The 12141-nt window shown below is 38.9% G+C and carries 14 protein-coding genes and 1 pseudogene; 8 read left to right on the top strand and 7 right to left on the bottom strand.

The features are described 5' to 3' along the window. A pseudogene (locus JQC92_RS18410) lies at positions 1–267 on the top strand (ISAs1 family transposase); the annotation flags it as partial. Here the strand turns inward: JQC92_RS18410 and JQC92_RS18405 are convergent. From JQC92_RS18405 to JQC92_RS18395, 3 genes are all read right to left on the bottom strand, one after another. Then, the gene (locus tag JQC92_RS18405) at positions 264–629 is read right to left on the bottom strand and encodes a hypothetical protein (protein WP_205001018.1); all 366 of its coding nucleotides are present in this window, start codon (positions 627–629) and stop codon (positions 264–266) included. The pseudogene JQC92_RS18410 and the gene JQC92_RS18405 overlap by 4 nt on opposite strands. Positions 630–787: 158 nt before the next feature. After that, positions 788–1351 carry a VOC family protein gene (locus JQC92_RS18400; protein WP_205001015.1) on the bottom strand — a complete coding sequence of 188 codons (564 nt, stop codon included), beginning with the start codon at positions 1349–1351 and terminating at the stop codon, positions 788–790. 12 nt (positions 1352–1363) lie between these two features. Further along, positions 1364–1792, bottom strand: coding sequence for a L,D-transpeptidase family protein (locus JQC92_RS18395; RefSeq protein WP_239480637.1), 429 nt, complete (start codon positions 1790–1792; stop codon positions 1364–1366). 186 nt (positions 1793–1978) lie between these two features. On the opposite strand from JQC92_RS18395, the gene JQC92_RS18390 reads away from it, so the two are divergent. Both JQC92_RS18390 and JQC92_RS18385 read left to right on the top strand, forming a co-directional pair. Further along, complete coding sequence (locus JQC92_RS18390) at positions 1979–2812, top strand: ion transporter (protein WP_205001017.1); 834 nt, start codon at positions 1979–1981, stop codon at positions 2810–2812. A 237-nt stretch (positions 2813–3049) separates the two neighbouring features. Then, complete coding sequence (locus tag JQC92_RS18385) at positions 3050–4489, top strand: MATE family efflux transporter (protein WP_205001013.1); 1440 nt, start codon at positions 3050–3052, stop codon at positions 4487–4489. A 55-nt stretch (positions 4490–4544) separates the two neighbouring features. On the opposite strand, the gene JQC92_RS18380 is transcribed toward JQC92_RS18385, so the two are convergent. Next, positions 4545–4742 carry a DUF2986 domain-containing protein gene (locus tag JQC92_RS18380; protein WP_205001012.1) on the bottom strand — a complete coding sequence of 66 codons (198 nt, stop codon included), beginning with the start codon at positions 4740–4742 and terminating at the stop codon, positions 4545–4547. Beyond that, positions 4739–5680: a tRNA dihydrouridine(16) synthase DusC gene (dusC, locus tag JQC92_RS18375; RefSeq protein WP_205001011.1), complete on the bottom strand. Its 942-nt coding sequence runs from the start codon at positions 5678–5680 to the stop codon at positions 4739–4741. The genes JQC92_RS18380 and dusC overlap by 4 nt, the downstream gene beginning before the upstream one ends. 312 nt (positions 5681–5992) lie before the next feature. On the opposite strand from dusC, the gene JQC92_RS18370 reads away from it, so the two are divergent. The 4 genes from JQC92_RS18370 (at position 5993) to JQC92_RS18355 (ending at position 9083) form a co-directional block, all read left to right on the top strand. Then, the gene (locus tag JQC92_RS18370; RefSeq protein WP_129945953.1) at positions 5993–6436 is read left to right on the top strand and encodes an HvfA family oxazolone/thioamide-modified RiPP metallophore; all 444 of its coding nucleotides are present in this window, start codon (positions 5993–5995) and stop codon (positions 6434–6436) included. Between the two features lie 142 nt (positions 6437–6578). Further along, positions 6579–7415 carry an HvfB family MNIO-type RiPP peptide maturase gene (locus JQC92_RS18365; protein WP_205001010.1) on the top strand — a complete coding sequence of 279 codons (837 nt, stop codon included), beginning with the start codon at positions 6579–6581 and terminating at the stop codon, positions 7413–7415. Further along, entirely contained in the window at positions 7415–8155 is a 741-nt protein-coding gene (locus JQC92_RS18360; protein WP_205001009.1) for an HvfC family RiPP maturation protein, read from the top strand. The genes JQC92_RS18365 and JQC92_RS18360 overlap by 1 nt, the downstream gene beginning before the upstream one ends. Before the next feature lie 562 nt (positions 8156–8717). Beyond that, positions 8718–9083: an ISAs1 family transposase gene (locus JQC92_RS18355; protein ID WP_205001008.1), complete on the top strand. Its 366-nt coding sequence runs from the start codon at positions 8718–8720 to the stop codon at positions 9081–9083. Between the two features lie 107 nt (positions 9084–9190). On the opposite strand, the gene JQC92_RS18350 is transcribed toward JQC92_RS18355, so the two are convergent. Both JQC92_RS18350 and JQC92_RS18345 read right to left on the bottom strand, forming a co-directional pair. Further along, positions 9191–9364, bottom strand: coding sequence for a hypothetical protein (locus JQC92_RS18350; RefSeq protein WP_205001007.1), 174 nt, complete (start codon positions 9362–9364; stop codon positions 9191–9193). A 397-nt stretch (positions 9365–9761) separates the two neighbouring features. Continuing rightward, positions 9762–11102, bottom strand: a complete 1341-nt coding sequence (locus tag JQC92_RS18345) for a sigma-54 interaction domain-containing protein (protein ID WP_205001006.1) — start codon at positions 11100–11102, stop codon at positions 9762–9764. Positions 11103–11336: 234 nt separating this feature from the next. On the opposite strand from JQC92_RS18345, the gene JQC92_RS18340 reads away from it, so the two are divergent. Continuing rightward, the gene (locus JQC92_RS18340; RefSeq protein WP_205001005.1) at positions 11337–11711 is read left to right on the top strand and encodes a hypothetical protein; all 375 of its coding nucleotides are present in this window, start codon (positions 11337–11339) and stop codon (positions 11709–11711) included. The last annotated feature ends 430 nt before the right edge of the window (positions 11712–12141 follow it).

Below are 12141 nucleotides of genomic sequence, written 5' to 3'. Positions count from 1 at the left end.
TTAGAGTTGGATGCGGTTCAAGCATTACATGCTGTAAGAAGTCATTGGCAAGTTGAAAGTATGCATTGGATGCTCGATATGACATTTAGAGAAGATGAATCCCGTATTAGAAGAGGAAATGGTTCATTGATGTTCAATGTGCTACGTAAAATAGCATTAAACCTATTGAAACAAGATACAACAAAAACGGCGAGTTTAGCCCGAAAAAAGAAGATGGCCGCACTTGATGATGATTTTCGCTCAGCCCTGCTGGAGTCGAAAATTTAATGCGCTAGCCGTATTTTCCCTTCCTGTTTTATGAGCTTTTTAGCGGTACAAAGTTGCAGTTTCCTCCAGTTTAAATCTTCACGATTGAGCAAGTCATAAAGCACATCTTTTTTGGCAGAGGAAAAGCTTTGCAGCGATTCTCGAGCAAACATAGAAATGGTATCCGCTTTTAACCAAACCCAAAGCAGGAGTAGATAAACGACGTCAGTCGCAGCAACCCCTGTTCGTTTACTGAAGCCACAAGAAGCCAACATAGAAGCAAATCTAAGTTGTTTCCATGAGGTGCTAAATGAATTATCAATTTGTAGACCTGACTGCTGTAAAAACTTTGAAGTAAGTGATGGAAGCTGAAGTGATTTCATGTCAATATTTACTTGAGAGTTAGTGTGTTATTGTTTTTGTCTAAGCAACAAGATTATAACACATTAACGCTCGTCTTTTATTTATATATCAACCACATACAGATTTAAATGTGTCAATTTTGAACTCCGAAACTTGAGTTTTAAGTTCAATACGATTTTTAGAGTTCGCTTTCAATGATTGCTTTTATTGAGTGGCTATGAAGTTTCACGCAAATGTCTGCTTTTTTTAGCGCAATGGTTGGGTTTGGTAAACGTTCTTTTTCTCCCTTTGGACTGCTCTGTTTTAATTTTATTTCCGTAAGCTGCCCGTTGATTGCTTTTTCAATTTTAGGGATGGAAGCAATTGATGATTCAATAAGCGATTCAACCGTGCTTGCTTTACCCGGAACGACTAATTCAATGTGCTCCCAGCCTTCGAAAGGGTATGCCTTTTCACTTGGATAAGGTAATTCAACATAAGGTACTTGAGTGCCATTCAGCATCAAGGGCTCGTTTAACTCGATGATTAAAATTGGGCGACCGTTGATGAAGTTTTCAGAAATTACTTTTCCTTTTGTTTCGAAAAACGCTCTTAATTGATCAGCATGCTTTTGAGTATTAACTCGTATAGCGGCATGATCACATTCAAACTCATCTTTCTCAATCCCTAGTTCATCCATGAAGTTGTTAATTTTTGAAACAAAGTCATCCCAACTTTGAGTAAGTAAAAATTCAGTATTCATTTTATATATATGTTAAGGCCAAATTTCGATAGGAGTGCCAGGCTCAATGACTTGCCAAAGTTCATCCATTTCTTTGTTGGTGACGGCGATGCAGCCATTCGTCCAGTTGTATCTTTGGCGTTCTTTTTGACTAAGATTTGATTCAGGATCTTGGCCATGAATCATGATCAAATCTCCAGGATTTACTCCCTTTGCTTTAGCGGCGAGTATATCAGCTTCATTTGGATATGAAATATGAATTGAACGATAGAAAGCACTGTCAGGCTTTTTATAGTCCAAAATGTATCTTCCTTCAGGCGTACGCTCATCGCCTTCTTTGACTTTATGTGAATTTGGGTTCTCGCCCATCGCAATATGAAAGGTTTTAATCTTTTTTCCGTTCTTGAAGAGAGTCATTTGACGTAATGATTTCTTAACGACAACTAAATCGGCTTGTGGCATTGAAAACACTGAAATAGAAAAAAACAAAAAAAATATCGATATAAGATAGCTAAAAGAGACCATATACATTACTAGATAGACAATAAAATTAAAGTATCACTTAAATGTGTTTGTTACACAACTGAGCATTGAAAGTGATATTACATACACGTTACCCTATGTTATCGAAAATTGATTAGTTTACTTATTGTGGAACAACAAAAAAATGATTCCGGTTCGAGAGCATTCATTCGAAGCGTGATTTTTGGAACTGATACATCTTCTGGGCGACTATTTGATATAGGCTTAATCGTTTGTATCATCGCTAGTGTCTTTTTAATCTTGCTAGATACCATTGTTGAAGTGCATCAAGAGTACGGTGAGGTCATTCGAATCCTAGAATGGGGATTTACGGTTCTTTTTACTATTGAATATATTCTTAGACTTTACTCAAGTGCCAATCCTTTGCTGTACGCTCGAAGTTTTTACGGCATCGTAGACTTGTTAGCTATATTGCCAAGCTTTTTGATTTTGTTGTTTCCTGGTGCACAGTTTGCGCTGATGATCAGAGTATTTAGGTTATTTAGAGTCTTTCGGGTGCTCAAACTCTTGCGTTACTTGAGTGAGGGAAATCTGTTGTTAAAAGCGATGGTTCATTCATCTCGTAAAGTGTTTATTTTTTTCTTTTCAGTAAGTTTAATCATAATGGTTTTAGGCTCAATCATGTATGTGATTGAAGGCCCTGAAAATGGTTTTTCTTCAATCCCTAAATCGATTTACTGGACGATTGTTACCATCACGACTGTTGGGTACGGTGACATCATACCTCATACAGCCCTTGGACAAGGGGTTGCTTCTTTAACGATGTTACTGGGTTACTCCATAATTGCGATACCAACAGGCATTTTAACCGCTGAGATTTCGAATGAAATGGGGAGGCAAAGAGACTTGAGGCGTTGCAGTAATTGCTCGACATCAGGTCATGATGCTCAAGCCAACTATTGTTTTGAGTGCGGAGCCGAATTACAGCAAGAGATTTGATGGAGAGCGAAGATACTTTAATTATTGGTCATCTTTCCATGATGAAAGTTTACCATCAGATTACACTGGCGCTCGCCCCAAGATAGTGACTCAAAATCCCTGCGAGTTCAGATTGTTGTATCCAGAATTGTCAATTTGATAATCGAGTTCGATTAATTCACTTATTTGGGATAGAGTCTCCAAAGTCCACAGCAAGTTTAGGGCTTGCGCAGTATCTTTTACGTTTATAGGAAGTTTATGCCACAGGCAAAGTTTGTATCTGGCTCAATTATGCGCCATATCTGGGTAATGACGTCAACAGCAGCCATTGGTATTTCAGCGTTATTTTTAGTCGATCTGCTAGATATCTTTTTTCTGAGTTTGCTGGGCGAAGAAGAACTTGCCGCTGCAGTTGGCTATGCCGGCACAATTACGTTTTTTACAACTTCTATTGGAATAGGCTTAGCCATTGCAATGGGCGCTGTTGTATCAAAAGCCATTGGGGCCAAACAAAAAAATAAAGCCAAGCAGTTACTCCTTAATGCGAGTCTGATTACTTTCGTAATTAGTATTGTTGTTGCAATTATCGTTACCAGTTTAATACCACAACTAGTGGCATTAATTGGTGCAACAGGGCGAACTGCTGAACTTGCTGAAAGTTATCTTTATATCATTTTGCCTTCGATGCCCATTATTTGCTTGGCGATGGCTTTGGGCGCAGCATTAAGAGCGGTCGGCGATGCAAAGTTGTCAATGATGTCGACACTGGCTGGTGGTGCGGTTAATGCGGTTTTGGATCCAATCTTTATTTTTACTTTTGCAATGGGGATCGAAGGGGCCGCAGCGGCTTCAGTGATTGCTCGTCTTGCTGTGCTCGTCGTATCTGCAAGAGGCGTGTTCATCAAGCATGGTCTAGGTACTAAATTTGAACTTGATAATTTTAAACGCGACTTAAAACCTGTATTTGCGATCGCATTACCTGCAATGTTAACGAATGTGGCTACACCTATCGGTAACGGTTATGTTACTCGCGAAATTGCTGAGTTCGGTGACTCGTTTGTGGCAGGTTGGGCTGTATTAGGTCGAATTATTCCTTTTGCTTTTGGGATGGTATTTGCCCTGTCTGGGGCAATAGGCCCAATAATAGGGCAAAATTACGGAGCAAAGAACTTTGATAGAGTGCGACTATCGTTAACTAACGCAATACAGTTTAATTTTGCTTATATCTTTGTGGTTTCGATACTCATATTCTTGCTTCAAAACTACATTATTTCAGGATTTGACTTACAAGGTGACGGCGCTGACATTGTGATGTTCTTCTGTACCTTTATTGCGATTACTTTTGTATTTAATGGTGCTCTTTTTGTTGCAAATGCGTCGTTTAATAACTTAGGCAAGCCAAAATATTCCAGCTTTTTTAATATAGGTAAAGCCACACTAGGAACAATTCCATTTGTGTACATTGGTGCACAATATTACGGTGTTTATGGTGTGTTAATTGGTCAAGCCATCGGTGGTGTTATATTTGGTACTGCAGGTGTGTGGGTTGCTTATCGACTGATTCATAAAGTAGAAATTAAAGAAAGTATTGAAGATGAAATTGAGCTTGAACTTACGCCAACATCATCAAGTCCTTTATCTTCTTCGTGTTCGCAAATGGAGCAGCTGAATAAAGAAAAACTAGTTGAACAAGATTAACGAACAGGTAGTGCGCTCCTAACTCTTTTGAGTAAAGGATTAGGAGCGTTGACACTTATTCTTCAGTTGTGTTACTTATTTCAGTGTTTTCATTCTCGACCTTAGCTTGCTCCGCTTCCATTTTTTCACGTTCAGCTTTCGATATATAACCTGAGCGTTTTGCGTTATCAGCCGCATGACCGCACTTAACTTTATTCTGTTTTGCTTTCGCTCTTTTTGCTATTTTTTTAGTAATCTTTTGTCTTTTATTCATAACTCTTCTCTCGCTTTTAATAAGCAAGCTGTAATTTCTTCAGCTGTTTTAAAGATACGTAAATCTCTAAACAACTCTTTAGCTTCTGGGTATTGGCGGTTTAAATAACTGAACCATTGTTTAATCCTTGCTGGATAATAACAAGATTTTCGTCCCGTTAACTCTTTTTCAGTATACCTAAGCATTAAGTCTAATGCTTGTTGCCAATTCATTTCTGGTTTATCTGTTTTTATTACTTCGGCTAAGTTGGGCAGTGATATTGCTCCCCGTCCGACCATAACGGCATCACAACCGGTTTGCTGCATACACTTTATCGCATCTGCTTTGTTCCAGATTTCACCGTTTGCGATGACAGGGATCGGAAGTTTATTGTTAATATCCGAAATGTACTCCCAATACGCAGGTGGTTTATATCCATCAACTTTACTTCTCGCATGTACAGCGAGTTCACTTGCGCCAGCTTCGAAGATAGCGAGAGAGTTTTCCATGTACTTGGATTTATCTTCAAAGCCCAATCGGATTTTTGCCGTTACTGGGAATTCATCAGAAACGGCTTTTCTCACAGCTTTAACGATATCGTGAACTCTATTTGGCTCTTGGAGTAAAACCGCTCCACCTTTACTTCTATTGACGATTTTTGCCGGGCAACCAAAATTTAAATCAATACCTTTTGAACCCAATTCAATTGCTCTGACTGCATTTTCAGCTAAAACATCGGGGTGTTGACCTAATAGTTGAACTCTTATTGGCGTTCCTGCCATAGTTTGTCCATTATTAAGGAGTTCAGGACACAGTTTTGTAAAAACACGCTCTGGCAAAAGCTTGTCGATTACTCGAACAAATTCTGTAATCATTAGGTCATAAGGGTTGATAGTCGATAAAATATCGCGCATTAAATCATCTACAACGCCCTCCATAGGGGCAAGAATTACACGCACGGCAGAACCTTTAAATTATTTTAGAAGAAGTTGAGAGGTGCGAATTGTACCTGTAGAAAACTTTTTAATGTAGTTTTTAAATTTGTTTTTTCATGTAGAGAAAAGGTAAACTTTTCATTATGTGAATGAAAAATATTATTTTTATTTTGAATTTTGTCTGATCTTGACGTAATTTTTAGACGTACTTCAAAATTAAATTGGCTTTTGTGAAATAAACTTTGTGGACACTAGGTCTATTTAAACAAGACTGATTGATGCCACAACGGCATTCGAGAAAGTTTCAAAAATTAAATGTTAAAGAGGGAAGACACTATGAACACTGTTAAGAAAACCACTGTAGCTTTGGCACTAGGTACTGTAGTAATGGGACACGCATTTGTTGCACAAGCTGGTTCTTTTGGCTTTGAGGAAATGAAAGCTGGTTACCAATTAGTTGGCGGCGAAGGCAAATGTGGCGAAGGTAAATGTGGCGGCGACGCTAAGAAGCACAAAGGTAAAGAAGGCAAGTGCGGCGAAGGCAAGTGCGGCGGCGATGCTAAGAAGCACAAAGAAGGTAAGTGCGGCGAAGGCAAGTGCGGCGGCGACGCTAAGAAGCACAAAGAAGGTAAGTGCGGCGAAGGCAAGTGTGGCGGCGACGCTAAAAAGCACAAAGGTAAAGAAGGTAAGTGCGGCGAAGGCAAATGTGGTGGCGACGCTAAAAAGCACAAAGGTAAAGAAGGTAAGTGTGGTGAAGGCAAATGTGGTGGTTCTAAGTAATCACTTAGCTTGAATACTTATCATACCTAGGCCAGCTTATGCTGGCCTTCTTTCTTCTTAACACGCATATGTTGTAGTATTTCGAAGATGTACTTTTTAGAGAGTATCTTCGAAATATTGCGAAGCCATTGGAGGTATTAAAATGACAAATAATAATCTGGTTGGCCTAGGCTTACGCCGTGAAATGCTCGATGAGCTTTGTGAAAGCACACCTGAGCAAATTGATTTTTTTGAAGTGGCACCTGAAAACTGGATGACACTTGGCGGTAAGTTTGGACGTCAATTTAGAGAACTCGCAGAAAAGCATACCTTTTTTTTACATGGACTTTCGTTGTCAATTGGTAGCCCAGAAGCGTTGGATCTAGAGTTTGTAAGCAATATTAAAAAGTTTATGGACTTACATAATATTGATGTTTACTCAGAGCACTTAAGCTATTGTTCTGGAACCGGGCATATGTATGATTTAATGCCAATTCCATTCACTGAAGAAGCCATCAAGCATACCGCAGCACGAGTTAAGCAAGTTGAGGATATTCTAGAGCGTCCGCTTATCTTGGAAAATGTTTCGTTTTATGCTGCACCGGGCGCTCAGATGTCAGAGCTTGAGTTCGTCAATGGAGTATTGAATGAAGCCGATTGTAAAATGCTTCTGGATGTAAATAACATTTATGTTAATTCGGTGAATCATAAATATGACGCCGCTGAGTTTTTAAAAAAGATGCCAACAGAACGTATTGCTTACATTCACGTCGCTGGCCACTATGAAGAGGATGTGGATCTCATTGTAGATACTCATGGGGCTGATGTTATTCAACCGGTATGGAAATTACTGGAAGATTGTTATCAAATTCACGGTGTACATCCAACACTGCTTGAGCGTGATTTTAATATACCTTCAACGCAAGAGTTGCTCATTGAAATTGACCAAATTCATCGCTTTCAGCAACAAGCGATTGCATTACAGAAAAGGAGTGCGTAATGTCGTTTGTTGAGATTCAAAATGAATTTATGGATTACATTAAAAATCCCGCTAACCCATTACCTGAAGGCATAGAACAGCGACGAATGTCTGTTTATCGAGAGTTGTTCTTCAATAATGTTAAAGGCTTTGTTTCGAATGCGTTTCCTGTGTTAGAGACACTATATAGTGAAAAACAGTGGGAAGCGTTGGTTCAAGAGTTTTTTATCACTCACGATTGTCAGACCCCTATTTTTGTTGAAATTGCGCAAGAGTTCTTGATTTTCCTACAGTCTGAATATGAATTAAAGGAACACGATCCGGTGTTCATGCTTGAGTTAGCTCATTACGAATGGTTGGAGTTAGTTGTTTCAGTCGCTCAAGAAAGCAAAGAGTTAAAGTCATTAGATGTTGAATCGATTGAGTCAGCAAACCTATGTTTATCAGAGTCCGCTAAAGTGGCTCAATATTCGTTTGATGTTCAGCATATCAGTGCTGATTACCAACCGATTGAGTCACTTGAATCACCAAGGTTTTACTGTGTATACAGAGATGCCGATGAAGAGGTGAGTTTTTTACAGTTAACGCCGCTCTCAGCTCAGGTTTTATCATTCATTGAACATGAAGTTCAAACTTCTTTTGAAGCAATCACGAGTTGGTTACACCAAATGTATCCACAAATGGAATTAGTGGATATAGAGCAAGGCTGTTTGCAGTTATTGCAACAGATGGCTGAGAAGAAGATTGTGCTTAGCATTTAACAGGCATTTCTTAAGTGCTGGTAGTTTTAAATGCTTACCGTTAATAATGATTGTAAGCATTTAAATATATCCAATGATTCAAAAGCTTTTTAATCAAATTATTCCATAGCTATTAAACACTCACGCGGTTGCCCTGATCAAAGTACTCGATTAAATATATTAGATCTTACTTTTACATCTAGCTGTAGTTGCTTGTACTTATAAATCGGTTTGCTCACTTTTTCTGGCATTTTAATGAAAACCTATAAAGCAGACTTTTAATGATGGACTTCTGGCGGAAATTACAAACGTTTTCACCTCTGTTTGAAGTAACTAAAAAGGATCGTTTTTAGTGATGGCAAGGAACTAGCACAAACAAGCTTTTGGTTTAAGTTGTTTGCAGAACGAAACACGGAATTGTCGGATAAACGATTTTCGAAAAATCAAATATTAGAAAGCCATGAATAACCACTGACCAGGGCGGGATCGCGCTTTTGGTCTTGATAAATAATTTAATGCTATTTTGAACTTTCTTCTATAACGATGATCAGATCGACAAGTGAATACTGATTCGAGCCTGATTATGGACGTAATGAAAGAGATTGAACAAATTGATGACCATCGTATAGATGCGAATAAAGATTATGACTTAGCTGATATTATTTTTCTTACAATTGCAGCAGTATTGTGTGGAGCAACAGGCTGGAAAGCGATCAATATTTTTGGTGAAGCTCAATTAGACTGGTTGAGACAGTATCGTTCATTCAATAATGGAATTCCTACAACGCACTCAATTGGAAGGATAATTAAAGGCGTTAAAGCTGAGAGTTTAATGTTTTGCTTTATTAATTTTTCAAACGCCCTACGTGAAAAAAACAATAAAGAGCATATTAGTTTCGATGGTAAAGTTGTCTGTGGCTCTAAGCATGGTGATGACATCATTGGGTAATTGATGTCACTTTTAAAGAAGGTGATTGTAAAATTTATGCAGATGATGGCGCAAAGAATTTAGCGACCATTAGGAGAAAGATTTTGAATTTAGTAAAAAGTCACTCTTCAAAAGAAAGTGTTGCTGGCAAGATGCAAAGGGCCTGTTGGGATATGAACCACTGACATACCAAATAGCAATATTTGATGCACAGAACGACTAAATAAGGTAGAAGTCATCGCCTTTTGATCACTGCGTCCAACAAAATACTCAGACAGATAATCTCCTAGCGCAGATTTCACTACTTATACCCATGATACCTGAAGATGCATGTTTCAGGACTTTCTCATCGCCAATTCTTTGAGGCGCATTAGCGAAGGAATATCGGGATTCTTTCGAGCTAATGTAACAAAGAAGAATTGGTGCTGAGAAGTCCACGAAGTGCGAGTTGCACAGCGTGTTACTCTGTGTTGCCAGTGCTAACAATAGCTCACTATTGCCGCACACTGTCGCCTTGATTAACAAGCTGTGCATTCTCGCTGAAATCGAGCATCTTGAGGTATCATGGGTATACATAAAGTAGAGGTATCGAGTTTGTTCAACTATTAGATTTAAATAAGCTCAGCTATGAGTCTATAATTTGCCTCATATCTCTGCCAGAGTTAAAATCCCTTTACTTTGCAATAGTAAATAATTTAATTAACTCTTATACTTATCCAGCTTGTTGTACAACGTTTTTATGCTTATCCCTAAATCCTCTGCGGTTTCTTTTTTGTTGCCTTCATTTTCTTCAAGAGTGTTAATGATGGCAGCTTTTTCTATTTTTTCTAGAGTCACACCAGCTGGCACTCTCTCCTCTAATGTTGTCCCTGCTTCTAAAGGAGGAGTATCAAAAACAAGGTGTTCATCTTTAATCGTACCGTCCGCCAAAATGAACGCTCGCTCGACACAGTGTATCAACTCTCTAACATTGCCAGGCCATGTATGCGCTGCGATTTTTTCGAGCGCTGAGGCTGTAATAGCTTTTGGAGTGTCTTCGTTCACATTCCGGTGAGCGATGAAATGTTTAGCAAGGCCGACGATATCACTACCTCGTTCTCTTAGTGAAGCAATATTGATAGGGAAGTGAGCTAGTCTAAAATAGAGGTCTTCTCGTAAAAGCTGATCTTCAATAGCAACTTGTGGATCACGGTTGGTGGCGGCGATGATACGAGTGTTAGCAATACAGAGTGTGTTACTGCCGACTGGGCGATACTCGCCAGTTTCGAGTACTCGCAGTAGTTTAACTTGATGTTCAAGGGGCATTTCGGTGACCTCATCAAGAAATAATGTCCCACCCTCTGCTTGCTTAAAAACACCTTGGTGCGTTCGGTTAGCGCCTGTAAATGCGCCTTTTTCGTGACCAAAGAGCTCACTGTCGACTAACTCTGGGCTGATGGCGCCGCAGTTAATAGCAATAAAAGGCTGCTCTTTTCTATCACTGGCAAGGTGGATAGTCTGCGCGGCGAGCTCTTTACCAGCACCGCTTTCACCAATGATCAATACGTTGGCCTCTGTTTTCGCAACTCGTCTGAGGGTGCGATACAATTTATGCATTGGCCTTGATGAGCCGACTAACATTCCAAACTGGTCTAAGTCGCTTGTGGATATTTTTTTCCCCTCTTCCTGCTTTTCTAGGAAGTATTGACTAAAGTCCGCTAGAGTATCGGTCAAAATTTGGATATCTACTGGCTTTCTATAATGAAAAATGGCGCCGCTTTTCATCATCATGTCTAAATTTTTATTGGGCGCACCGGAACCGATGATGACCAAATCCAATTCTTCCAAGCCAGTGGCACTGGATAGGGCGATAAAATCATCGTTGGTGAATTGAGATACTTCAACAATAGCGGCATTGGGTTGAAGTCGTTGTAAGCTATCTATCCAATGTTCGTTGTCATTATTGCAAATCGTGTCAAATCGTGACAACTCTCCCAGAGAGCTTATTTGAGACAATAATTTCTGATCTTTTAATTCTACGAACAATGTTGGTAATGCCATGATTTAACTCTCTTCAACAGTAGTGAGAGGGATGATAGCACGGAGGATAAGGAAAGAGTATGTATGGCTTTTCTTCCACGCTTTTTGTGAATAATAACTCAAGTCTCTGAGTTCAAAATTAATATATTTAAATCTATATGCGGTTGATATACAGAGAAAAAATGAGCGTTAATGTGTTATAATCTTGTTGCTTAGACAAAAAAATAACACACTAACTCTCAAGTAAATATTGACATGAAATCACTTCAGCTTCCTCAGCTAACTTCTAAATTTTTACAGCAGTCTGGTCTACTAATTGACAACTCATTCAGTACTTATATTGCCTCAATTCACCTGACAGGGTTAAGGTATTTTCTACTCCTTCATGCCAAGAAGAACGATGAAATCGGGAAAGTGAGTGACTCAAGAAATCTCCTTAGTGACAGTCTACGCAATTTGGATTTTGCTTGTAAATTATGGGGATTGTTTAAGGCGTTGATCAGCGATGCCATCTCAAATATCACTTCGTTATCGGCTAGTGAATGTGATCATATATTGAATAGAATCAACGAAGAAGCCACTTCTTTCTTTAATCAAGTTATGCAAATGGATACGTTTACCTTACGCTAAGAGGCCATTTCTAGTGGAAAGTATCCATGATTTTTAGTGAAAACGAACTCCGAAACTCGAGTAATAATGATTTAATATTTAGTCGGCTATGAAAAATATCTAACATTATGATCTCTAATACAATATAGCTCTTTGATACATTCATTTTCGACCAGAAATGATATAGTGAACCTACGGTTTCTGGTCGTTTTTGGTGCTAAAAATGCTCTCCGAAAGCCCTTCAAATTTACCTCATGCCAGTCTGTTTGATATGGGTGTAGATCTTTTGAAACGACAAACTTAAAAAATAGATCTATTAAGATCAATAAGTTGAGTTTATATAAAGGTAGACAAGAGAGCTTTTTGTGTTAGTTATATTGTTCCGACACGCAATAACAACACATAAAGCCCTCTATGCAGACAGAATACGCTAACACTCAAGAAATTTCAT

The sequence above is a fragment of the Parashewanella hymeniacidonis genome (assembly GCF_016900895.1).
GTDB classification, from domain to species: domain Bacteria; phylum Pseudomonadota; class Gammaproteobacteria; order Enterobacterales; family Shewanellaceae; genus Parashewanella; species Parashewanella hymeniacidonis.
The sequence above is the reverse complement of the archived record's forward strand: the minus strand, read 5'-3'. Positions and strand labels throughout refer to the sequence as shown.